At 51.7% G+C, this 23,741-nt stretch carries 24 protein-coding genes; 21 read left to right on the top strand and 3 right to left on the bottom strand.

What is annotated here, in order from left to right:
- Positions 1-173 precede the first annotated feature (173 nt).
- The 3 genes from ACR9FF_RS10770 (at position 174) to holA (ending at position 3,091) form a co-directional block, all read left to right on the top strand.
- Positions 174-722 (top strand): RNA polymerase sigma factor, encoded by a 549-nt coding sequence (locus tag ACR9FF_RS10770; RefSeq protein WP_015843796.1) that lies wholly within the window; start codon positions 174-176, stop codon positions 720-722.
- A complete protein-coding gene (locus ACR9FF_RS10775) occupies positions 719-1,801 on the top strand; it encodes a zf-HC2 domain-containing protein (protein ID WP_435170977.1) in 1,083 nt (360 codons plus the stop codon). The genes ACR9FF_RS10770 and ACR9FF_RS10775 overlap by 4 nt, the downstream gene beginning before the upstream one ends.
- Before the next feature lie 246 nt (positions 1,802-2,047).
- Positions 2,048-3,091, top strand: coding sequence for a DNA polymerase III subunit delta (gene holA / locus ACR9FF_RS10780; protein WP_317980252.1), 1,044 nt, complete (start codon positions 2,048-2,050; stop codon positions 3,089-3,091).
- Between the two features lie 63 nt (positions 3,092-3,154).
- Here the strand turns inward: holA and rpsT are convergent, their stop codons facing one another.
- Positions 3,155-3,427 carry a 30S ribosomal protein S20 gene (gene rpsT, locus ACR9FF_RS10785; RefSeq protein WP_127496425.1) on the bottom strand — a complete coding sequence of 91 codons (273 nt, stop codon included), beginning with the start codon at positions 3,425-3,427 and terminating at the stop codon, positions 3,155-3,157.
- 216 nt (positions 3,428-3,643) lie between these two features.
- Here rpsT and gpr point away from each other — a divergent pair, with 216 nt between their 5' ends.
- The 17 genes from gpr to ACR9FF_RS10870 all read left to right on the top strand — a co-directional run bounded on the left by gpr (position 3,644) and on the right by ACR9FF_RS10870 (position 20,732).
- Positions 3,644-4,651: a GPR endopeptidase gene (gene gpr, locus ACR9FF_RS10790; protein WP_435170980.1), complete on the top strand. Its 1,008-nt coding sequence runs from the start codon at positions 3,644-3,646 to the stop codon at positions 4,649-4,651.
- A gap of 206 nt (positions 4,652-4,857) precedes the next feature.
- Positions 4,858-6,114, top strand: a complete 1,257-nt coding sequence (locus tag ACR9FF_RS10795; RefSeq protein ID WP_317980250.1) for a stage II sporulation protein P — start codon at positions 4,858-4,860, stop codon at positions 6,112-6,114.
- A gap of 60 nt (positions 6,115-6,174) precedes the next feature.
- Positions 6,175-6,603: a hypothetical protein gene (locus tag ACR9FF_RS10800; protein WP_127496422.1), complete on the top strand. Its 429-nt coding sequence runs from the start codon at positions 6,175-6,177 to the stop codon at positions 6,601-6,603.
- A gap of 98 nt (positions 6,604-6,701) precedes the next feature.
- Entirely contained in the window at positions 6,702-8,519 is a 1,818-nt protein-coding gene (gene lepA, locus ACR9FF_RS10805) for a translation elongation factor 4 (protein WP_127496421.1), read from the top strand.
- 276 nt (positions 8,520-8,795) lie between these two features.
- Positions 8,796-9,974, top strand: a complete 1,179-nt coding sequence (gene hemW, locus ACR9FF_RS10810; RefSeq protein WP_435170983.1) for a radical SAM family heme chaperone HemW — start codon at positions 8,796-8,798, stop codon at positions 9,972-9,974.
- An 89-nt stretch (positions 9,975-10,063) separates the two neighbouring features.
- The gene (locus ACR9FF_RS10815) at positions 10,064-10,546 is read left to right on the top strand and encodes an N-acetyltransferase (RefSeq protein ID WP_127496419.1); all 483 of its coding nucleotides are present in this window, start codon (positions 10,064-10,066) and stop codon (positions 10,544-10,546) included.
- Between the two features lie 177 nt (positions 10,547-10,723).
- Positions 10,724-11,749 carry a heat-inducible transcriptional repressor HrcA gene (gene hrcA / locus ACR9FF_RS10820; RefSeq protein ID WP_201003766.1) on the top strand — a complete coding sequence of 342 codons (1,026 nt, stop codon included), beginning with the start codon at positions 10,724-10,726 and terminating at the stop codon, positions 11,747-11,749.
- Between the two features lie 300 nt (positions 11,750-12,049).
- Positions 12,050-12,589, top strand: a complete 540-nt coding sequence (gene grpE / locus ACR9FF_RS10825; protein ID WP_317980246.1) for a nucleotide exchange factor GrpE — start codon at positions 12,050-12,052, stop codon at positions 12,587-12,589.
- Between the two features lie 62 nt (positions 12,590-12,651).
- Positions 12,652-14,496: a molecular chaperone DnaK gene (gene dnaK / locus ACR9FF_RS10830; RefSeq protein WP_127496416.1), complete on the top strand. Its 1,845-nt coding sequence runs from the start codon at positions 12,652-12,654 to the stop codon at positions 14,494-14,496.
- 104 nt (positions 14,497-14,600) lie between these two features.
- Entirely contained in the window at positions 14,601-15,740 is a 1,140-nt protein-coding gene (gene dnaJ, locus ACR9FF_RS10835) for a molecular chaperone DnaJ (RefSeq protein WP_127496415.1), read from the top strand.
- A 104-nt stretch (positions 15,741-15,844) separates the two neighbouring features.
- Positions 15,845-16,015 carry a YfhD family protein gene (locus ACR9FF_RS10840; RefSeq protein ID WP_015843810.1) on the top strand — a complete coding sequence of 57 codons (171 nt, stop codon included), beginning with the start codon at positions 15,845-15,847 and terminating at the stop codon, positions 16,013-16,015.
- On the top strand, positions 16,015-16,227 hold the full coding sequence (locus ACR9FF_RS10845) for a hypothetical protein (RefSeq protein WP_127496414.1): 213 nt from the start codon (positions 16,015-16,017) through the stop codon (positions 16,225-16,227). The genes ACR9FF_RS10840 and ACR9FF_RS10845 overlap by 1 nt, the downstream gene beginning before the upstream one ends.
- Before the next feature lie 101 nt (positions 16,228-16,328).
- Positions 16,329-17,330, top strand: a complete 1,002-nt coding sequence (gene prmA, locus ACR9FF_RS10850) for a 50S ribosomal protein L11 methyltransferase (protein WP_201003760.1) — start codon at positions 16,329-16,331, stop codon at positions 17,328-17,330.
- Positions 17,327-17,998 (top strand): site-2 protease family protein, encoded by a 672-nt coding sequence (locus tag ACR9FF_RS10855; RefSeq protein WP_201003758.1) that lies wholly within the window; start codon positions 17,327-17,329, stop codon positions 17,996-17,998. Before prmA ends, ACR9FF_RS10855 begins: the two co-directional genes overlap by 4 nt.
- Before the next feature lie 63 nt (positions 17,999-18,061).
- Positions 18,062-18,838: an RsmE family RNA methyltransferase gene (locus ACR9FF_RS10860; protein ID WP_435170988.1), complete on the top strand. Its 777-nt coding sequence runs from the start codon at positions 18,062-18,064 to the stop codon at positions 18,836-18,838.
- 7 nt (positions 18,839-18,845) lie between these two features.
- Positions 18,846-20,192 carry a tRNA (N(6)-L-threonylcarbamoyladenosine(37)-C(2))-methylthiotransferase MtaB gene (mtaB, locus tag ACR9FF_RS10865; RefSeq protein ID WP_201003756.1) on the top strand — a complete coding sequence of 449 codons (1,347 nt, stop codon included), beginning with the start codon at positions 18,846-18,848 and terminating at the stop codon, positions 20,190-20,192.
- A gap of 108 nt (positions 20,193-20,300) precedes the next feature.
- Entirely contained in the window at positions 20,301-20,732 is a 432-nt protein-coding gene (locus tag ACR9FF_RS10870) for an NUDIX hydrolase (RefSeq protein ID WP_127496409.1), read from the top strand.
- On the opposite strand, the gene ACR9FF_RS10875 is transcribed toward ACR9FF_RS10870, so the two are convergent.
- Positions 20,729-21,697 (bottom strand): Na/Pi cotransporter family protein, encoded by a 969-nt coding sequence (locus ACR9FF_RS10875; RefSeq protein ID WP_435170992.1) that lies wholly within the window; start codon positions 21,695-21,697, stop codon positions 20,729-20,731. The two genes, ACR9FF_RS10870 and ACR9FF_RS10875, sit on opposite strands and share 4 nt — an antisense overlap.
- A 96-nt stretch (positions 21,698-21,793) precedes the next feature.
- On the opposite strand from ACR9FF_RS10875, the gene ACR9FF_RS10880 reads away from it, so the two are divergent.
- Positions 21,794-23,161, top strand: a complete 1,368-nt coding sequence (locus ACR9FF_RS10880) for a class I SAM-dependent rRNA methyltransferase (protein WP_435170994.1) — start codon at positions 21,794-21,796, stop codon at positions 23,159-23,161.
- Positions 23,162-23,419: 258 nt separating this feature from the next.
- Here ACR9FF_RS10880 and ACR9FF_RS10885 read toward each other — a convergent pair whose 3' ends face one another.
- Positions 23,420-23,740 carry a hypothetical protein gene (locus tag ACR9FF_RS10885; protein WP_127496406.1) on the bottom strand — a complete coding sequence of 107 codons (321 nt, stop codon included), beginning with the start codon at positions 23,738-23,740 and terminating at the stop codon, positions 23,420-23,422.
- Position 23,741: the final 1 nt, after the last annotated feature.

The following is a 23,741-nucleotide window of genomic DNA, read 5'->3' on the forward strand; positions in this document are numbered from 1 at the left end:
CTTTCAACCTAACTCACTAGGAACTACCTATATACGGGGTTCCATTTTTTTGTTATCCTTTAGGTTGGAGTTTTCTACTTTTTCAATTAAAAAATTAAAGGTTTTTCATTTTAGAGGTGCAACAATTTATGCAACCCGCTCGTCAGAGAGGTTGCAAGAGAGGGGGATCCTTCGTGGTAGAGCCTGGCCTTATTAGAGCCGCTCAGTCAGGAGATCGGGATGCTTTAATAACTCTGTTGCGAGAGATTGAAACCCATGTTTACCGGACAGCCTATTATATATTGAATAATGAACAGGATGCGATGGATGCGGCGCAGGAAGCGTTAATCCGCATATACACAAAAATCGGCTCCTACGAAGAGAAGGCCCAGTTCAAAACGTGGATTCAACGAATTGTAACGAATATTTGCATAGATAAGTTTAGAAGAAGCAAGCCAACCGTATCGATAGACGAGCATGAGATGGTATTCCGGGAGAAACAAAATGTCGAGGACGAGGTTATGTCGGCTTACGCCGTACAAGACATCCGCAAGGCAATCGATAAATTGCCGGAGCATCACCGGGCAGTAGTTGTACTGCGGTATTTGCAGGATTTCTCTTATAACGAAATCGCTGACTCGCTTGATCTGCCATTAAATACGGTCAAATCCTACTTATTCCGAGCTAGGCAGCAGCTTCAAACTTTACTACATGATTATCAGAAAGGTGGTGTCCGGGGATGACTTGTCAAGAGGTGATCGAATACATGAACCGTCAGCTAGACGGCGATTTGGATGAACATGAATATGAGATCTTGATGAATCATACGAGACATTGTCCGGACTGTGCAGCAATGTTTGAGCGGCTGAAAAAACTGTCCGATGAGCTTGGCAATTTACCTCATGTCATGCCAAAGTACAGTCTGGTAGACGCTATTTTGCCTCAGCTCGAAGAAATTGTTCCATTCCGGCAGCCGGAGGCGGCTGCGGTGGAGATTGCTCCGGTGGCCGTTCCTGCGCCAACGCAGCAAACCACGCGCCGTGCCAAAGAGCGGCATCAGCTGCGCTTCCGGGCGATAACGGGAATTATTGCGGCGAGCGTAGCAGCCGGATTATTCCTAGTATCTTATAATGCGGGTTTATTCCCGTCGTCTTCGCATAGCTTTGATGACGATAAGGTGCAAACGGCTGCTGCGGATACTTCCGCCAGTTCAGCTGAAGTGCAAAGACAGTTTAAAGAGGTTCAGCCTTACGCCAACAATGCCAACGATACCGGGAAAGCGCACGTCAACACGGAATCGATTGATCCGGATCAATCTGCATCCTCGGCTGATTCAGCGGGCAACGACGATTACCATGTGACGACGGAAGAAGACTTGGGGATAGCCGCATCCGAATCGGAAGCAGGCGGATCCAAGGATAATCAAGGGAACAGCTCCGGTGGCAGCAACGAGCCCGCATCGGACAACAAAGGGGCCTCGACCGGGGAAGCTCCTTCCGTCAAAGGACCTAGCCAAGGCATTGGCGATGGCAGCGAGCCGAATCAGGGGATAGCCGGGTTTACGCCTGCACCGCTCGAGGTCGCTTCTCCGGACGGAAGCTACATTGCCAAGGCAGTGGGTTACCAGATCCATGTTTACAAGAACGGTGACGATGCAGGGAAGGCCGTTTATGATTCCATACGCAGAAACGGCAAGGTTGCCACGCTCGCATGGTCGGAGGACGGCAAGCAGATTACCTATGAGGTGCAGCTGGAATCCGGCGGCATGGAGCGTTACACGATTGACCTGGCAGCAAAAACCGAATCGAAGGCAGCTCATTAATTCTAGACATTTTTACGGCTGATATTCGCACACTTTATCGTTCACTTGCGTATGATATACAAATGAAAAGTCAACGTGAGCCTTGACCAAAAGTATGACCATCTACAGGGCGGTACCATGGGCCTGTCTGCAGATGTTTATATAGATGTTCAGGGACAAAGGGATGAGGCCTAAGAAGCCCATCCCTTTGTTGCTGTTCAGCGAATGCCGTAAGATGCATGCACGGGAGACGGGGAGAGGTGAAGCATGGAAGCAAAAGAGGCGTTAAAGGAAATTAAAGCGGGGAAGTTCCGTCCCGCTTACGTGATATACGGCAAAGACCGGTACCGGATCGGCCAGTTTACGGAGACGTTAACGGAAGCGATGTTTACGCCGGACGAGCGTGAGCTTGGCGTAGTCAAGTTCGATACGTCGGAGACGCTGATTGAAGAAGCGGCGCTTGAAGCGGAGACGCTGCCTTTCTTTGTGGAGCGTAAGCTCGTTATTGTACGCGATTCGGTTGTTTTTGCTGCCGGAGGCAAAGAAGGCGGCAAGCTGGATCATAAGACGGACCGGCTGCAGCATTATTTGGACATCCCGTCGGAGACAACGGTTATGTTGTTCATTATTAACGCGGAAAAGCTGGACGAGCGGCGCAAGCTGGTGAAGATGCTGAAGGACCGCGATGCGCTTATCGCTTTTCAGGAGCTTGATGCGGCGGAGCTGAGACGCTGGGTTGTCAAACGCGCGGAGGAACAGAAACGGACGATGACGTCGGATGCGGCGGATCTTCTGCTCGTGCGAACCGGGGCGAATATGCAGCAGCTGGCAATCGAAGTGGACAAGCTATGCCTTCATGCCGGTGAAGGCGGGGTTATAGGCGTTGAAGAGACGGAACTGCTGACAGCCTCTACCGTTGAGGAGGATGTATTTGCGCTGGTGGATGCCATCGCAAGCCTGCAGGTTGACCGTTCGCTGAAGCTGTACCGGGCTTTGCTCGTCAGAAGGGAAGAGCCTATTAAGATTGCCGCGTTAATCGCAAGGCAGCTGCGAATCATGCTTCAGATCAAGGAGCTTGAGCAGAACCGGTATTCTCCGCAGCAAATGGCGGGGCAGATTGGACTTCATCCGTACGCGGTTAAGCTTGCCGCCGAGAAAAGCCAAAAGTTTAAAGTAGCACGGCTTGGCGCGCTGCTTAGCGATATAGCGGATCTGGATTACAAAATGAAGACGGGCGCTATCGATAAGACGCTGGGATTGGAATTATTCCTACTGTCGCTTGGCGTTCAGCAAGGACAAGGCGCCAGATAATCGAATAATGACAAATCAAAAACGGCCTCGCATAAGCGAGGCCGTTCATTTGTTTGCGGTTTATTAAGCTTGAGCCGACAGAGCGTTCAGCTTTTTAGCAAGACGAGATTTTTTGCGGGAAGCCGCATTTTTATGAATCAGGCCTTTAGTAACCGCTTTGTCCAATTTTTTCGTTGCAGCGACCAGAGCAGCTTTAGCTGCTTCTACATCAGTGCCAGCGATAGCTTGGTCAGCAGATTTAACAGCCGTACGAAGCGCGGATTTTTGGGAAGCGTTCAAAGCGCGGCGTTTTTCGCTCGTTTTAACGCGTTTAATTGCGGATTTAATGTTTGGCATCGAGTTTCACCTCCTACAAAGTTTGCGTAAGCAAACAAAAAGCGTACGCGGTAAGTCTAGGTAACACAACTTAAAATATATTACCATGCACTCTCATGAAAAGCAATAGCGAGCCTGTCCTGCCATTTTTGCTCAACCGGGCAAAAGTATGAAATTGTCTCCCTTGCGAACAATAAGCTGGAGAGAATGGTATGGCTTTGAAGGGAGAATGGTTAAATGACCGAACTTGATTTGCAGCAATACAACATTCGCACCGATCTGGCGCTTGAGGCAAAAGAAATCGCGGAGCAGCTCGGCGGGGGAGGCCCGATCCCGGGCATACATTCGGAAACAACCGAAGATGACGGCATCACGATTACTCATCTGCATGTGCAGAATGAGCAAGGCTCCCGCGCGATCGGCAAAGTGCTGGGCCGCTACGTCACGATTGAGGTACCCGGCCTCCGCAAGCAGGATACGGAGCTGCAGGATCGCGTCGCCAAGCATTTCGCCAAGCATTTCGAGACGTTCCTGGAGCGGATTGGTATAGGCAAGACGGCAAAGGTGCTTATTGTTGGGCTGGGCAACTGGAATGTAACGCCGGATGCGCTGGGACCGCTCGTCGTAGAGAATGTGATGGTTACGCGTCACTTCTTCGAGCTGATGCCGGATCAGGTTGCGCCGGGTTACCGTGCGGTTAGCGCTGTAGCACCGGGCGTGCTCGGGATAACCGGCATCGAATCCAGCGAGATTGTCCAGGGTATCGTGGAAAAAACGCATCCCGACGTCATTATTGCGATTGATGCGCTGGCTTCCAAAGCGCTGGACCGCGTGAATACAACGATTCAAATTGCGGATATCGGCATTCATCCGGGTTCGGGCATCGGAAATAAACGAAAAGGCCTTACGCAGGAGATTCTGGGCATACCGGTTATTGCTATCGGCGTTCCGACGGTGGTGTACGCCTCCACGATCGTAAATCATACGATTGAGCTGATGAGGGACCATATGGCGGCGAACAATGCCAATAACGATCAAATATTCGGTTTGATGAACCAAATGGGCGAAGCCGAGCGACTGCAGCTTGTCAAAGAGGTGCTTAATCCGGTGGGCCATGATCTGCTTGTGACGCCAAAAGAAATCGACGAGTTTATCGAAGATATCGCAAACATTATCGCAAGCGGCTTAAACGCTTCGCTCCATGAGGCTGTCGATACCGATAACGTTGCCGCCTATACGCATTGAATTTATTCAAAGTCCTTGGGGCAAAAAAGCCTCAGGGGCTTTTTTGGCTTTTTTGACTTTTTTGACGGCCAGCCGTTTACGCTAGATGGAATCTCTTAATCTATCAAAATTCATTAATCTATTATTTCTTTTCGGTTCTATTAAACCTTCTTGTCTCATAGATTAGTAACAGTTGAGCAACGAAGAAGCGGGAGGTAGAGCTCGAAATGAAAAGAACCATCATGTTGTTTGATCTGACACGCGGGAGCAAACGCATTCGCCGGCTGCTTGTAACGGGAAGAACCTTCGCGGTGTTGTCGATAAGCTCCATGCTGTTTTTTGTTGCGATAGGTATTGCGGGAATGGCCCAGCAGCATTCGCTCGCTGCACCGGTGTCTTCCATGTCCGGTTTCGCGGCTTCTGTTTCAAGCGGTTTTTTTGGGGATATGCTAGAGATGGAGATGCCTCAATTTAAGAGCACGAAATCGGGCGAGGAGTTGTCTGGCACGCAGATCAGCAGCTTTATCCTCCGGTTGATGACAAACGTGAATCCGGGAGATCCAAGAAGCCTGATCGCCGGAGAGATTCCGGGCATGGGGGCGGATTCTTCCTTTCTGATACGCGGCGGGGTAGGAACGCAGCCGAATGTGTGGCCGGAAGACAACATTCCGATACCTGGCGATGATACGGGGGCAGCCAATGGCGATGACCATGGCCCGGACACTACGGGCGGGGGCAACGAGCCTTCGGATACTCCGCCGCCGCCAACATCGACGCCAACTCCAACGGAGAAACCAACATCAACGCCAACGCCGGATGATGCGGGAACGCATACAACGGGGAAAGACAAAGTGGTATTTATTTATCATTCGCATAGCCGGGAATCCTGGTATCCGGAGATTGCGGACAAGAATGGGGATGCCAACTCGGCTTCCAAAAATATTACGCTGGTAGGCGAGCGGCTCGCCGAGAAGCTTGAGGATCTGGGCGTAGGCACCACGCATTCGGATGAGGATTACCCGACAACGGTGCCGGGTTACGATTGGAACTACTCCTACAAATACTCGAAGAAAACCGTGCAGGAAGCAATCGCAAGCAACAAGAAATTGAAATTCTTCTTCGATATCCACCGCGATTCGGGCAGACGCAAAACCACTACGGTGGATATTAACGGCAAAAGCTACGCGCAGGTTTATTTTATTATCGGACACAAGAATCCGAACTGGAAAAAGAACGCGGAATTCGCAACCCAGATCCATGACGTTCTGGAGAAGCAATATCCCGGCCTTTCCAGAGGGATCTTGGGCAAGACCACGGCAACGGGCAACGGCGAGTACAACCAGTCGCTTGCCGAGGACAGCGTATTGATCGAAATTGGCGGCGTGGACAACACTTTGGCCGAGAGCTACCGGACGGCGGATGTATTGGCAAAAGTCATTGCGGATATTTACTGGGACGCAGAGAAAGTATCTGCTTCAAAATAATCAAGCTTCGGGCGAAGGCTGCTGCGGCAGTCTCGCCTGGCTAAAAGGGGCTGGAGAGAGATGAAAGGCGCATTTAAATGGATTTTGCTTGGAGGCGTGCTTGTATTTATCGTGTTATACGGCATCGAAATGTCTTCGTCAGGCATTGAGCGTATATACGGGCCGATCGAGAAAAACAATTCTTCGTCGGTTATTTCGGAGGAGGACCGATATAATCTGGCTTCCTCCGATGAAGAATCAACAACCGTGAAGAGCAGCGGATTATCCACGGAAGCCGACCGGAAAATCGCCGAGCTCGAGAAGGAATTGAAGGAAGTCCGGAAAATCGCGGAGCAAAACGGACGCCATGAACGGCTTCCCGGCCTATCTTCGGACAACGGGGAACCAACGGTGAACAAGGTTGCTGACGGAACAGCAGGCCTTTTGCAGTCCGTCTCCAACAGCGGGATCCGCTTTATTGCTTCATTATTCGGGTCGGTTACCGGATAGGCGGCCGTGCATCTTGCCGTAACCGCATTGCTGGTATACCATATAGCTGATATAATGGAAAGAATGATTAGCTATATTGGATTGTGTGGGGGTTAGGCATGACTGACGTTCGTGACCGGCAAAAGAAAATTAGGAATTTCTCGATTATTGCACATATTGACCACGGGAAGTCGACGCTCGCTGACCGTATTCTCGAATTTACCGGAGCGTTATCCTCGCGCGAAATGCAGGAGCAGGTTCTCGACCAGATGGATTTGGAGCGGGAACGCGGCATTACCATCAAGCTGCAGGCCGTACGCCTTACTTATAAGGCTGACGATGGCGAAGAATATTTACTTAATCTGATCGATACGCCAGGGCATGTCGATTTCACGTATGAAGTTTCCCGCAGTATGGCCGCTTGCGAAGGCGCTTTGCTTGTTGTAGACGCGGCGCAAGGCATTGAAGCGCAGACGCTGGCCAACGTATATCTGGCACTCGACAACAACCTGGAGATTCTCCCGGTTATTAATAAAATCGACCTGCCTAGCGCCGAGCCTGAGCGCGTAAAGCAAGAGATCGAGGATGTTATCGGTCTTGATGCAAGCGACGCGGTTCTGGCTTCGGCAAAAGCAGGGATCGGCATTAAAGAAATTTTGGAGCAAGTGGTCCAGAAGGTGCCAGCTCCAACCGGTAATCCGGATGAACCGCTTAAAGCGCTTATTTTCGACTCGCACTACGATCCGTACAAAGGGGTTATCGTGTATGTGCGCGTTATCGACGGCAGCATTCAGGCCGGCAAGAAAATTCGTTTTATGGCGACCGGCGCCGAGTTTGAAGTTATCGAGGTTGGCGCATTTAAGCCTCGGATGGGCATTGTGGACGAGCTTGCCGTTGGCGACGTAGGTTTTGTCGTTGCCGGCATCAAAAACGTAAAAGATACGCGTGTCGGCGATACGGTTACGGAAGCAAAACGTCCGGCTCCGGAAGCTTTGCCTGGTTACCGCAAAATCAATCCGATGGTTTATTGCGGTCTGTATCCAATCGAGACGCAGGACTATAACGATCTGCGCGAAGCGCTCGAGAAGCTTGAGCTTAACGATGCGTCGCTCCGTTACGAGCCGGAAACCTCGACGGCGCTGGGCTTTGGCTTCCGCTGCGGCTTCCTTGGCCTCCTGCACATGGAAATTATTCAGGAGCGTATTGAACGCGAGTTCAATATCCCGCTTATTACGACAGCGCCAAGCGTTATTTACCGCGTTACGCTGACGAACGGTACGGTTCTCGATATCGACAATCCATCCAATTACCCGGAAGCGGGCAAGCTGGAGTATGTTGAAGAGCCGTATGTAAAAGCTTCGATTATTGTCCCTAATGATTTCGTAGGCGCGATTATGGAGCTTTGCCAAAGCAAACGCGGCGAGTTCGTAAACATGGAGTACCTGGATACGAACCGGGTTACGCTTACTTATGAAATTCCGCTCTCGGAGATTGTTTACGACTTCTTCGACCAGCTGAAATCGAGCACCAAAGGTTACGCTTCGTTTGATTACGAGCTGTCGGGCTACCGCAGATCGAATCTGGTGAAGATGGATATTATGCTGAACGGCGAGCAGGTCGATGCCCTGTCCGTTATCGTTCACCGCGACCGCGCTTACCATCGCGGACGCGGTATTTGCCAGAAGATGAAAGAGCTGATCCCGCGCCAAATGTTCGAGGTGCCGGTACAGGCTTCGATCGGGACGAAGGTTATCGCGCGCGAAACCGTTAAAGCGATGCGCAAAAACGTTCTTGCCAAATGTTACGGCGGCGACATCAGCCGTAAACGGAAGCTTCTCGACAAGCAGAAGGAAGGCAAGAAGCGGATGAAGCAGGTCGGCAGCGTAGAGGTGCCTCAAGAGGCCTTCATGGCGGTGCTGAAAATCGACGAGGACTAAGAGCGGGCTGCTCCTTAGTCACTGTCGCAGGATAATGGCATTAGGCTGAGCTCAGGGGACAGGGTATCTCCTTACAGCCGCTGTTGCTGATTTTTTTCCTGAATGAAGTGTGATCGGAAGAAAAAAATGCAGCAAAGGCGGGCGCTTCGCTCCTCCAGGAGATACCCTTTACCCCAAAGCGGCCTATGCCAATAATCTAGACAGGACTAAGGAGCATGCTCTCCTTAGTCCTGTCGATTTTTTTAATTGGGGAGTAAAAAAGAAGGAAGTGTTGAAATGATTAACTACGCGCCTAAGGCGCTTTACATTCATATCCCGTTCTGCACGAACAAGTGTCATTATTGCGATTTTACTTCGTATGTATTAAAGGGACAGCCTGTCGACGAATATCTCGACGCCTTGGAGAGAGAGATGGCGCTCACGGTTGCCCAAATACCGCCGGAGAGAATTGATACGGTATTTGTAGGCGGAGGTACCCCTACCGTATTGACGCCGCCTCAAATGGAACGTTTTCTCGCTTCGGTGAAAAAGTATTTTCCGCTTGCAGACGATGTGGAATTTACGATGGAAGCAAATCCGGGCACGACCGACCCGGAGAAGCTCGCCGCCATGTTTGCCGGCGGAGTGAATCGGATCAGCTTTGGCGTGCAATCGTTTGATAACGGGCTGCTGGAGCGCATTGGGCGCATTCATAATGTAGACGATGTTTACCGCAGTCTGGAAAATGCCCGCGCCGCAGGCTTTACGAATCTGTCGATTGACCTGATGTTCGGACTGCCGAAGCAGACGGTTGAGATGCTGGAGGACAGCGTAAATAAGGCATTGGCGCTTGATCTGCCGCACTATTCGCTTTACAGCCTGAAGGTGGAGGAAAATACGCTGTTCCACAAGCTGTATCAACGCGACGAGCTGCCTCTTCCTCCGGAAGACGAAGAGTTTAATATGTATACCTTGCTTATGGACCGGCTGAAGCAGGCGGGTTACGTTCATTACGAGATCAGCAACTTTGCGAAGCCGGGGTATGAAAGCAGGCATAATTCGACGTATTGGCGCAACGAGCCTTATTACGGGCTTGGAGCCGGCGCTCACGGTTATGCACGCGGACTCCGCCATGTGAATGTGAAAGGCGTACAGCCTTTTATCGACTATACAAAAACAAAGCTTCCGCGTCTTGAAGAAAACGTTGTTCCGGAGTACGAAGCGATGGAGGACTTCATGATGGTAGGGCTTCGATTGCTCAAGGGCGTGCGCGCTTCCGATTATGCCGCCCAATTCGAAGGGCAGAAGCTGGAGGATAAGTTCGGCCCCATCATTGAGAAGCTTCTAAAAGATGGACTGCTCGAGAAGGTCCTTGAGGAAGGCGATACGATATACAAATTGACCGATAAAGGCGTTCTTTTCGGCAACGATGTATTTGGTTCGTTTATCGGTTTAGAGGAAGAAGCCGCTGGCTAAAATTCGGAAAAATAGTTCTTGAGAAAACATGCGACATGCTGTATATTTATTCAATAGAATTTATATGCACCGGGTGGAGGCGAAGCAGCATGGAGGCAACGGAACAGTTAACGGTAGTTTGCAGAAAAGCAGCACCGGAAGATGTGGAAACTTTGTACGAACTCATTAAAGGCTATGCGGAACAGGGGATCATGCTGCCCCGCACCCGGGAAACGTTGCTGCGTCAGATTGATACGTTTGTCGTTGCGGAGATCGGGGATAAGGTTGTCGGGTGCGGCTCCTTATTGCGGCTTGGGCAGGATCTGGTAGAGATTCGTTCCCTCGGCATGTCCCAGGAATATAGAGGCCTTAAGATCGGCAACAAGCTGGTCGATTTTCTTGTCGAGCAAGCCAGAGAGCAGCAGATTCCCAAAATCATGGCGCTAACGTACGCCGTAAATTTCTTTTTGCGTAACGGATTTACCGTTGTGGAGAAAGAGATTTTTCCGGAAAAGGTTTGGAAAGACTGCGTGAACTGTCCGAAGCAGCATGCCTGCGACGAAATCGCCGTACTCAAAATGTTAAACGAATAGATGAAGGGTCAGGCTATAATGCCTGACCTTTTTATTTTTATCGAAGGACATAGGCCTGAAAAAAGGGAACCGACTTGACAATGCTTAAGGTGGTTTGGTATTTTTGTATTAATGATTAGCACTCGGGTCTAATGAGTGCTAACGAGAAGATCCGATAAACTTTTTGGAGGGATGCGAATGTTGACTGAACGGCAACGAATGATACTGAATGCAATTGTAGACGACTATATCCGTTCGGCTGAGCCTGTTGGTTCCAGGAGCATATCTAAGCGCGGCGATGTCGCCTTTAGTCCTGCAACGATCCGTAATGAAATGGCCGATCTGGAGGAGCTTGGTTTCCTCGAGCAGCCGCATACATCGGCGGGGCGTATTCCATCAACCAAAGGTTATCGTTATTATGTTGATCATCTCGTGAAGCTGAATGAAATAAACGAAAATGATTTGAAGCAGGCTCATTCCTTCTTCTCGGAGAAGATGATTCAGATGGAGCAGGTTATCCAGCATGCCGCGATGATTTTGTCCAACCTGACGAATTACACCTCGATTTTGCTTGGGCCGGAGATGTTCAGCAACTCGCTGAAGCATTTTAACCTGGTGCCTCTGGACGAGTCGACGGCGGTTGCGATTATCGTAACCAATACCGGCCATGTGGAAAACCGGACCATCACGGTTCCTCCGGGCATCCATATGGATGAGATGGAGAAGATCGTAAATATCCTGAACGCCAAGCTAGTTGGCATTCCGCTCGTGCGGTTGAAGTCGAAGCTGTACGCCGAGGTAGGTCAGGAGCTGGAGCGTTACGTTGACCATTGCGAGGAAGTGCTTGGGATCCTTGATAGCGCGCTGTCTAACGATTCTGAGCAGCGTGTGTTCCTCAGCGGAACAACGAATATGCTTACGCAGCCGGAATTCAAGGACGTCGATAAGGTGAAAACGATCCTGGATCTGCTGGATGAAACGCCTACCGTGATGAAAATGATTTCCGCCGCGCCGTCGGGTATACAAGTACGAATTGGAACAGAAAATGACCATGAGGCAATCGCGAATTGCAGCTTGATTACGGCTACGTATCAGATTGACGGCCAGTCGCTTGGCACGATCGGCATTCTTGGGCCGACACGGATGGAATACGGGAAAGTCATTACGCTTCTTGACGTGATTTCGAAGGATATGGCCCATATATTGGGCCGCTTCTATAAATAAGCTGCTGTTGCTGTATGGGCGGGTGCTGTGGGCTTGTGCGCGTACGAGCGGGGTATTGCCTTCCGTCGCTGTTGAAAACGGGAATGTGGATTAGGATTCCTGCGGAATATTCCCGTTTTCAAAGGCGAGCGCTCACGCTCTTCAGGCAATACCCCGCTCTCCCGCGCCCGGCGCGCAGCACCGCAGCCAAGAGCAAAGGCAGCAACATTTATACGCGCTTGGGGCGCGTCTTCAACTGGCACTGAACCGCCAGTTGTAACCATTTTTAAATTGCTTCGCAATTCTTTTAAGGAGGTGAATATGGTGAGTAACGACCAACATAACGAAACAATCGATGAAGTTATAGAAGAACTACAAACAGAGCAGCAGGAAGAGAACGAAGCGCAAGAAGATCCGCGCATCGAAGAACTGACAAAGCTGGCTGAAGAGAATCAACAACGATACTTACGCGCGCAAGCGGATTTCGATAACTTCCGCCGTCGTACGCAAAAGGAAAAGGAAGATCTTGCGCAATACGCTTCGATGAAGCTGATCGGGCAGCTGCTTCCGGTTGTCGATAACTTCGAGCGCGCTGTTTCCGCGGCTTCCGCGAATCAGGATTTTGAAGCTCTGGCTAAGGGCGTGGACATGATCTTCCGTCAGCTGGAACAAACGTTGCAGCAAGAAGGCTTGAAAGCAATGGATGCTGTTGGCGAGCCGTTTAATCCCGAATTCCACCAAGCGATTATGACAGTGGAATCGGATGAGCATGAAGAAGGCATCATCGTAGAAGAAGTTCAGAAAGGCTACATCCTGAAGGAGCGCGTTCTGCGCCCTGCCATGGTTAAAGTTAGCGGCTAATCCCTTTTCCGGTTACCGGAATTTAAATACGGAATAAAATTAATATTTAGGAGGAACTTACGATGAGTAAAGTTATAGGTATTGACCTTGGTACTACAAACTCTTGTGTTGCTGTAATGGAAGGCGGCGAAGCTGTCGTTATCCCGAATCCGGAAGGCAACCGCACAACGCCATCCGTTGTAGGCTTCAAAAAAGACGGAGAGCGCATTGTCGGCGAAACGGCGAAACGCCAAGCCATCACGAATCCCGACCGTACGGTAATGTCGATCAAACGTCATATGGGTACTAACCATAAAGAAGTGATTGACGGCAAAGAATATACGGCTCAAGAGATTTCGGCTATTATTTTGCAAAAACTGAAATCCGATGCGGAAGCCTATCTGGGCCAATCCGTAACGCAAGCGGTTATTACCGTTCCGGCTTACTTCAACGACAGCCAGCGCCAAGCAACAAAAGACGCAGGCAAAATCGCGGGACTTGAAGTTCTTCGTATCGTCAACGAGCCAACGGCGGCTGCGCTGGCTTACGGTCTTGAGAAAACAGAAGACCAAACGATCCTCGTCTATGACCTTGGCGGCGGTACATTCGACGTATCGATCCTGGAACTTGGCGACGGCTTCTTCGAAGTTAAAGCAACAAGCGGCGACAACAAGCTGGGCGGCGACGACTTTGACCAAGTCATCATCGACTACCTCGTAGCCGAATTCAAGAAAGAGCAAGGCGTTGACCTGTCCAAAGACAAAGCGGCTGTTCAACGTTTGAAAGACGCTGCCGAAAAAGCGAAAAAGGATCTGTCCGGCGTAATGTCGACGACGATTTCGCTTCCGTTTATCACAATGGCCGATGGCGTTCCACAGCACTTGGAGCTTAACCTGACTCGCGCGAAATTCGAAGAATTGTCCGCTCATCTGGTTGAACGTTCCCTCGCTCCTACGCGCCAAGCTTTGAGCGATTCCGGTCTCTCCGTAAATGAAATCGATAAAGTTGTTCTTGTCGGCGGTTCGACTCGTATCCCTGCCGTTCAAGAAGCGGTTAAGAAGCTGATCGGCAAAGAGCCGCACAAAGGCGTTAACCCGGATGAAGTCGTTGCCCTCGGCGCAGCGGTTCAAGCCGGCGTATTGACTGGCGACGTAAAAGACGTGGTATTGCTTGACGTAACTCCGCTGTCCCTCGGCATCGAGACTGCAGGCGGCGTCTTCACGAAGATGATTGACCGCAATACGACGATCCCTACAAGCAAATCCCAAGTGTTCTCCACTTACGCGGATAACCAACCGGGCGTTGAAATTCACGTTCTGCAAGGTGAGCGTCAAATGGCTGCCGGCAACAAAACGCTGGGCCGCTTCACGCTGAACGATATTCCTCTCGCACCGCGTGGCGTTCCGCAAATCGAAGTTACCTTCGACATCGATGCGAACGGTATCGTTAACGTATCCGCTCTTGATAAAGGCACAGGCAAGAGCCAAAAAATTACGATCACTTCCTCGGGCGGTCTGAGCGAGGCTGAAATCGAGCAAATGATGAAGGATGCCGAGCTGAACGCGGAAGAAGATCGCAAACGCCGCGAGCTTGTTGAAGCGAAGAACAGCGCAGACCAACTCGTTTATTCCGTTGACAAAACATTGAAAGATCTGGGCGATAAAGTAGATGCTTCCGAGATCGAGAAAGCTAACGCAGCGAAAGAGAAAGTAACAAGCGCGGTAGCGACAGACGATCTGGAGCAAATTACGAAAGCTACCGAAGAGCTGACTGAAATCGTGCAACAGCTGTCCGTGAAGCTGTATGAGCAAGCGCAAGCTGCTCAAGGCGGCCCGGAAGCAGGCGCTGAAGCAGCCGATGCAGGCGCTCGCGGCAAAGACAATGTTGTGGATGCTGACTATGAAGTAGTTGACGAAAACAAGAAATAAGACTTAACTTGTAATGGGAGAGGTCAAAGACAGGGTCTTCCTGTCTTTGGCCTCCTTGTGTGAATAGGCTGTATTGCAGCAAACATGGGTGGAGGTGAGATGAGTTGGCAGATAAACGCGATTATTACGAGGTGCTTGGCGTAGGCAAGAGCGCTTCCGGAGACGAGATCAAGAAGGCGTACCGGCAGCTCGCGCGCAAGTACCATCCCGACGTCAATAAAGAAGCAGACGCGGAAACGAAGTTCAAAGAAGTAAAGGAAGCATACGATGTCCTAAGCGATGACGGACAACGCGCAAGATACGACCAGTATGGTCACGTCGATCCGAATCAAGGCATGGGCGGAGCTGGCGGATTCTCCGGAAATGGTGATTTTGGCGGCTTTGGCGATATCTTTGACATGTTCTTCGGCGGTGGCGGCGGACGCCGCGACCCGAACGCGCCGCAGCGCGGCAATGACCTGCAGTATTCGATGACCATCGAATTCAAGGAAGCTGTGTTTGGCAAAGAGACGGAAATTACGATTCCGCGCACGGAATCTTGCGATACTTGCGCCGGCTCCGGCGCGAAGCCGGGAACCAAGCCGGAAACTTGTTCGGTATGTCACGGTTCCGGCCAGCAGGAGGTTGTCCAGAATACGCCGTTTGGCCGTATGGTCAATCGCCGGGCTTGTTCGCATTGCGGCGGCTCGGGCAAAGTCATCAAAGAGAAATGCGGAACCTGCCACGGCGCAGGCAGAGTGAAAAAACAGCGTAAAATCAATGTCCGCATCCCTGCGGGCGTGGATGACGGCGCTCAAATTCGTCTCTCCGGCGAAGGCGAGGGCGGACTCCGCGGAGGCCCGGCCGGCGATCTGTACATCGTGATCCGCGTGAAGGCGCATGAATTCTTCGAGCGCGAGAATGACGATATTTACTGCGAAGTGCCGTTAACCTTCGTCCAGGCGGCGCTCGGTGATGAGATCGAGATCCCGACGTTGACCGAGAAGGTAAAGTTGAAAATTCCCGCGGGCACGCAGACGGGTACTTATTTCCGACTCAAAGGAAAAGGGGTGCCGAAGCTTCGCGGCTACGGCCAAGGCGACCAGCACGTCAAAGTGACGATTGTTACCCCGACGAAATTGTCGGATGAGCAGAAGGACCTGCTTCGCCAGTTTGGCGGAATCGGCGGGGAGTCCCCGGCAGAGACCCAAGAGCATCACGAATCGATTTTCGAGAAAATGAAGAAAGCGTTCCGCGGCGAGTAGCCCGGAACGTCTTTTTTTTGCGCGGTTGCGAATAGTTCGGCTTTCCTTGCAACAAGCTACTTAAGTAATGGACCTACCTACTTACTTGAAGGAGCTGGATAACAATGACTAACGAGAATAAAGACTATATGGAAAAAGTGAACTTCGGGGATTTGCCGGTTGGCAAAAACGAAGATGTCGAATTCTCCCAAGAGCTTGCCGATGAAGCGGACAAACAAGCGGCGCAACGCGCGGCCGCAGCGGATGCGCGGGCTCAGAATGAGCAGGGCGAGTAATGTCCCAGCAGGTTGAGATCCGGGCTAACTTCGGCGAGCCGGCTGCAGCCCAGGAGGCGCTTCGCAAGCTGCAGGCACTTAGAGCGTTTGAAGTGAACGGTTTGTTTGAGAACGGTCTGCTTACCGCCACGGTGGACGAAGCGATTGTCGAACGGGCCATTCATATGATTGAACAGATCGGCGGAAGTCCGGAGACCGGAACGATCGGCTGATTGTCGTGAGCGGCAAACTTGTGTTTGCCGCTTTTTTGTGCATAAATGATGAATAGTGTACAATAGATGGTAGTTTTCACTTATGGAGGGTTATAGTACATATGAAATGGCATGAAATTACGATCTCGACAACGGAACAGGCAATCGAGATGATCTCTAACTTTTTGCATGAAATGGATGCGGGCGGCGTATCCATTGAAGAATCGGGTACTTTGAACAAGGAGCGGGACACTTCTCTGGGTCAATGGTACGAGAAGCCGCTGAACGATATTCCGGAAGGTCAAGCGGTTATCAAAGGATACTTTACGGAAAGCGTGGACATGAATGAGCTCAAGCTGCAGATCGTGCCGCGGATTGAGCAGTTGAAGGAATTCGGCATTGACCCGGGCACCTACGAAATCTCATTTAAGCTTGTTGACGAAGAAGACTGGGCTACAGCCTGGAAGCAGTACTTCAAGCCTATTAAAGTGTCGGAAAGGCTGACGATCAAGCCGACATGGGAAGAATACGAGCCGGCTGCCGGAGAGAGCATCATTGAACTTGACCCCGGCATGGCCTTCGGCACGGGCACGCATCCAACAACCGCGCTTTGCCTTCAAACGCTGGAATCGGTCATTAAAGGCGACGAAGAAGTGATTGACGTAGGTACGGGATCCGGTATTCTGGCTATCGGCGCGATGAAGCTTGGCGCACGCCGCGTATTGGCGCTGGATCTTGATCCGGTGGCTGTATCGAGCGCTACGGAGAACGTAAGGCTTAACGGCCTGCAGAACGATGTCGAGGTGCTGGAAAGCGATTTGCTGGGCGTGCTTGGCGGTAAGGTTGTCCATGCGGTCAACGAACGGGATGCGCTGTCAACGTCGGTAACGCTTCCGGTAGATCTGGTTGTAGCGAACATTCTCGCGGAAATTATTTTGCTCTTTATCGACGATGTGTTCGCGGCGCTCAAGCCTGACGGTATTTATATTGCATCGGGTATTTACATGAACAAAGAAGCCGACGTGGAGGAAGGGTTGATCCGCTCGGGCTTTGAAATCGTAGATAAGCGCCGCGATCAGGATTGGATTGCATTCGTGGCGAGAAAGCCGCAGGTGAATGAATGAGCTGGGATGATTTCTTAGCGTATCCAATCGAGGACCTGCCTTTTATTGCGCTGGTCCTGATCATATCTTTTACGGTGCATGAGTTCGCGCATGCTTATAGCGCCTATAAGTTTGGCGATAACACGCCTAAAGAGATGGGAAGAGTAACTCTCAACCCTCGCGTGCATATCGATCTGCTTGGCGCCATCCTTATTCTGATCGCGGGCTTCGGTTGGGCGAGGCCTGTTCAGATCAACCCAAGCCGCTTCAAGAATCCGCGCGTCATGGGCGTTATCGTATCGGCCCTTGGTCCTATCAGCAATTTGCTTCTTGGCGTCTTAGGCGTTCTTCTTGTGTTAATACTGGATAAGACAGGTTTGATGTATGCAGGCTCAAACGGCGTTAACTTGGCGCTTCAGCATTTTTTCTTTTATTTCATGTATCTGAACTTTCTTTTGTTTATCTTTAATCTGATTCCGCTGCCGCCACTCGACGGATACCGGATTATTCAGGATCTGGTGCCGCTGAAGACGCGGATTAAGATGGATCAGAACGTACAGTGGGGCATGTACATCTTCCTCCTGCTCGTGTTTCTTCCGCCGCTTCGCCGGGTAACGCTGGATCCGATTCTCGGCTGGTGGGAGCCGCTTTACAATTTCTTTTTCAATTTATTCCAACCGCTGTTTTAAGCCGCATTTCATAGATTTTTAAGGCGGAAACATGCTATGATGAAGGATGGTTAGACTGACGCAATGCAGCGATATTTTGTGGCAGCGGAGCAGTTTGACGGCTCTAGCGTGCGTTTAATAGGAGAAGATGCCTTCCACGCCGTCCGCGTGATGCGGATGAAGCCGGAAGAGAAGTTTATCGCAAGCGACGGCATTTCCCGCGTCGTGCTTGCTTCGGTACGCGAGGCAGCCTCTTCAGAGGTTGTGGCGGACATTGTGGAGGAGCTGCCGATGGACAGCGAGTCCAGCTGGTCGGTAACCATCGCGCAAAGCCTGCCGAAGGGTGATAAGATGGAGCTGGTCATCCAGAAAGGGACAGAGATTGGCGCTTATGCTTTCGCGCCTTTTCAATCCGAGCGGATGATTGTTCAATATGACGGCAAGAAGGAAGCGAAGCGTATGGAGCGCTGGAGCAAGATTGCCAAGGAAGCAGCGGAGCAGTCGCATCGCTGCCGCGTTCCGGCAATCGAGCCCGTGCGCAGCTGGCGCGAGCTGAAGGAAGCGATTCCGGCTTTTGATTTAGCGTTATTTTGTTATGAACGGGAAGGCGATGCAGCAGCGGGTACGGGCATCAGGGATGCCTTGCTAAGCTGGAGGCAGGCTGGCCATACGGCAGCCGAGCCGAAGATGCTGCTCATCGTTGGACCCGAAGGCGGCTTTACGGAACGGGAAGCAGATGAGGCGGAGGCGGCTGGAGCCGTTATCGTAGGACTTGGCCGGAGGATCCTGCGGACGGAAACCGCGGGAATCGTCGGGTTGACCTGCTTGCTGTACGAAGCTGGAGAAATGGGAGGAGCGTAAGGATTTTATGCCATCGGTTGCATTTTACACCTTGGGATGCAAAGTTAACTTTTACGACACGGAAGCGATTTGGCAGCTGTTCAAAAACGAAGGATACGAGCAGGTTGATTTCGAATCGACGGCTGACGTTTATCTGATCAATACATGTACGGTTACCAATACGGGCGACAAAAAGAGCCGCCAGATTATCCGCCGCGCGGTGCGCCGTAATCCGGATGCGGTTATTGCGGTTACGGGCTGTTACGCCCAAACGTCTCCTGCGGAGATTATGGCGATTCCGGGGGTGGACCTCGTTATCGGAACGCAGGACCGCGAGAAAATCATGACGTTTGTGAACCAGATTCATGATGACCGCCAGCCGGTTAACGCGGTTCGCAACATTATGAAGACCCGTGAGTTCGAGGAGCTAGACGTACCGGATTTCAACGAGCGCACACGCGCATTCCTGAAGATCCAGGAAGGCTGCAACAACTTCTGCACCTTCTGCATTATTCCGTGGTCACGCGGTCTTTCACGCAGCCGCGATCCGAAGAGCGTGCTCGAGCAAGCGAAGCAGCTTGTAGCTTCCGGCTACAAGGAAATCGTCCTTACCGGTATTCATACGGGCGGTTACGGCGACGATATGGAGAACTACCGTCTCGTTGACCTGCTGTGGGATCTGGACAAGATCGAAGGACTGGAGCGGATCCGGATCAGCTCGATCGAAGCCAGCCAAATTGACGATGCGATGATCGACGTGCTTAACCGTTCGACCAAAATGTGCCGCCATCTGCATATTCCTCTTCAAGCCGGCGATTCCTCCGTGCTTAAGCGGATGCGCCGCAAATATACGACGGACGAGTTTGCAGCCAAGCTGAAACGTATCCGCGAAGCAATGCCTGGCGTAGCGATTACGACTGACGTTATCGTTGGCTTCCCCGGCGAGACGGAAGAGATGTTCGAGAACGGCTACAAGTTTATGGAAGAGGTTGGCTTCTCGGAAATGCACGTCTTCCCGTATTCGAAGCGTACAGGCACGCCGGCTGCCCGCATGGATGATCAAGTGGACGAAGAAGTGAAGAATGAACGCGTCCATAAACTGATCGACTTGTCCGAGAAAATGCAGCTTGCTTATGCCGAGCAGCATGTAGGAGCCGTCCTGGACGTTATTCCGGAGCGTGACTACAAGGGCGCTCCCGGTACGGGGCTTGTGATGGGGTACTCGGATAACTATATTCAGATTGTGTTTGAAGGAACCGAAGCGCTTGTCGGCAAGCTTTGCCGCGTGAAAATTACTGAAGCAGGCGTCAATGAATGCCGCGCTCAGCTTGTCCGCGTACTGGACGATGTCCCGGCGGAAGCGATGAGAGCTTAGAGATAGTCATAACGCACGAGGATTTCACGCTCATTTCTGTCGTATCGGAATAAGTGGGGAATCCTCGTTGTTGCATGCAAATGTCGAGCAGGCAAGGGGGGAACGGAATTGGTTGAAATTTCGGCAGGAGGCGTAGTCTATCGCCGGAACGAGGCTGGGCTTTTGCAGATTCAGCTGATACAGGACCGTTATGGCAAAGTGTCGCTCCCGAAAGGCAAGATGGAGCCCGGGGAGACGGTCGAGCAAACGGCGCTTAGGGAAATTGCCGAGGAAACGGGCATGATCGGGGCTATCGTTAAACCGATTGACCAAATCAAGTATCAGTACCATGATGCGAATAAGGGAACCGTCAACAAGGAGGTTCATTATTATTTGGTTGAAGCGGTAGGCGGATCGCTCCAGGCGCAGGTGGAAGAAATCCGGGGCGTCGAATGGTTTGATCCGCTTGAAGCCTGGAGACGCCAGAAGCAGTCGGGCTATGAGAATAATAACCGGATCGTGGCGGGGGCCCTCAGCTTGCTTGGCGTGAAGTTTGATTAGACCGGAAGCTTGCGGAAAACAGGCAAATAGCAGAACGGCAAGGCAATCAATGAGCTTAGAATATTGAAAATCGTCTGCGCGTGAGCGATCTGGCTGGCCGGGGAATGGGCGAACCATCCTGATGCAGCCGATAACTCGCCAAGGAACGGCATGAAGAGCAAAGCGCCGCCGGCATTTAGGATGGTATGGGACCAAGCCACGTATTGACCGGGCTTTGAACCGCTGAAGGATGCGAGCAGCGCGGTAGCGCATGTACCGATATTCGCCCCTAGCACAACGGCAACGCCAAGCTCGAGAGGCATTGCCCCGATGGCTGCAAAGCCCATAATAATACCGATTACAGCAGCACTGCTGTGGACGATTGCAGTCAGCACCGCGCCGGCGGCTAATCCCCACCAGAGGCTGCTTGTTGATTTTTCAAGGAACCAGCCGAACATGGAGCTTTCCTGCACGGCGGGTCCAATCGCCTGCATCATGGCCATCCCGGCAAGCAGCAGGCTGAAGCCGCCTAAGGCAACGGCGGAGGAGCGAACGGTCTCAAGCAGCCGGAGCGACCGGGTTCTTGGCCAGATTCCGAGTTCGTTCAGCAGTACGGTTGCGAGCCAGCAGGCCAGCGCCAGCAGAAGCAATGGAACGGAAAGTTTATTTAAGCTCAGGCCGATAAGCTCGGTCGTCAGGCAGGTGCCGATGTTGCTTCCGAGGATAATGCCAAGTGTCCGGGGGAAGGTAAGCAGGCCGGCATTGACTAGCCCTATGGCGATAACGGTAACGGCTGTACTGCTCTGCAAAAAGGCGGTAGTTGCCGTACCGACTGCAAGGCCATGGACCGGCGTCGCCGTTGAGCGATGCAGGACACGCTGCAGGTACGGGCCGGCTAACCGGTGCAGCGCCAGCTCCATCAGCTTCATCCCGCTTATAAAGATGGTGAAGCCGATCGCCATTGGCAGAAGAATGGAATGGAGCATAGCAAAGGTCTCCTTTTTATAAAAAGTTATCGTTGATACATATGCTTACGCTTAGACAAGCATGACAAGCCAGGAATAGAGAGGGAGATTAACGAAGTGAGCAAAGCGAAAGTTTGGCTGCAGAAGGGCCGCAGGAAACGTCTTGAAGCAGGCCACCCATGGATTTACGCAAATGAAATCGAAAAGCTGGAAGGAGAAGCAGAGCCGGGAGCGCTGGTAGACGTCGTTGGGTCTAACGGCAAATATTTGGCGACCGGATATTACAATCCCAAGTCCCAAATCACGGTCCGCGTCGTCTCCTATCAGCCGCTTGAAGAAATGGACGCCGACTTTTTCCGCGAGAAGTTTCGTTTATGCGAAGCGCACCGCAATCGGTTCGTGCAGGACCGCGATTGCCGGCTCGTCTACGGAGAGGCTGATTTTCTTCCCGGTCTAGTGGTAGACCGGTTCGCCGATGTGCTGGTCGTTCAGATTTTGACGCTTGGACTGGATATCCGCCGGGAAGCGATTGTAGCCGCTCTTGTTGACGTGTTTCAGCCGAAAGGGATCTACGAACGGAGCGATGTCGGAGTTAGACAACTCGAAGGGCTTGAGCTGCGCACCGGAGTGCTGTACGGGGAATGCCCGCGGATTCTCGAAATTGAAGAGAATGGCCTTAAGCTGGAAGTCGATATCGTGGAAGGCCAAAAGACCGGTTATTTCTACGATCAACGCGAGAACCGCGCTTCTATCGAGCCTCTCATGAAGGGCTGGGGCGCTCGCAGCGGCATTCGCCTCGAGAACCGTCCGGCTGATACCGATACGGAAGTTACGAGGCTTGTACCGGTGAATGCGAACGGCAAAGAAGTAACCTTCCCATATTGGGACGGTGCGACCGTGTTGGAGTGCTTTGCCCATACCGGCAGCTTCACACTCCATGCCTGCAAATACGGGGCGAAAAAAGTAACCTGTCTCGACGTATCCGAGCATGCCATCGACACAGCGCGCCGCAACGTCGAGCGTAACGGCTTCACCGACCGCGTGGAATTTGTCGTGGCGGATGCCTTTGATTATTTGCGCACGCAGGTAAAAGGCGTTGAAGAGCGTGCGGAGCGCAGCCGTGCCGGCGCGGATACTTCCAAGCCGCTTAGCGGCGGCGGCCGTACATGGGATGTTGTTATCCTTGATCCCCCTGCTTTCGCAAAGACCAAAAGCGCGGTTGCCGGGGCATGCCGGGGTTATAAAGACATCAACCTGCATGGCCTCAAGCTGGTTAACGAAGGCGGCTATCTCGTTACGGCCAGCTGCTCGTACCATATGCGGCCGGATCTGTTCCTAGAGACGATACAGGAAGCGGCATCCGATGCCGGCAAGCTGCTGCGTCTCGTGGAGTGGCGGGCTGCAGGCAAGGATCATCCGCAGCTGCTTGGCGTATCGGAAGGACACTACTTGAAATTTGCCGTGTTCGAAGTGCGGAGTAAATAATACGAAAAAAGCCGTATGGATCGGCGAAGGATCCATGCGGCTTCTTGTTCGAAAAATAGACATATTCAATCGATTGATAGAAGTGTATAATAGGAATGTAACGCTGAGAGACAGACGACTGTACCCAGCGGTTCCATAATGGACAGAGCAGTTCACTGCATGTCTTCTAACCCATAATCCGGCAGAGCGGAAATCCGCATGCGGGATTTTTTATTTTATTCTAAAAAACTCATAATCGGCGATAGCCGTTTCATCCTGCTAGAAGGATTCTTTGAATTGCCGGCTCAGCTCGACACGCTGCAGCTTTAACAGCCAGACCTCTTCCCGTAACGTTTTCAAATCGGAAGAATCATCGGAATTTCTCAATTGCCGATAAAGATCAATCATCTTCCTGTTAATGACGTCAAACTTTCTCCATAACTCAGCGGCTTTCGTCGACAGAGCTTGCTGGCTTGTTTGTTCCTTCCACCCGGCGAGCGAACGGGTAATCTCCTGCTGCCACTCCAGATCACCGATTTGCTTGGCGTAGTTGAATAAATCCAGATAATCGTTAATCCATTGCGTTTCTTCCGAGGTCATT

The organism is Paenibacillus glycanilyticus (assembly GCF_051200795.1).
Taxonomy (GTDB): Bacteria; Bacillota; Bacilli; order Paenibacillales; family Paenibacillaceae; genus Pristimantibacillus; species Pristimantibacillus glycanilyticus.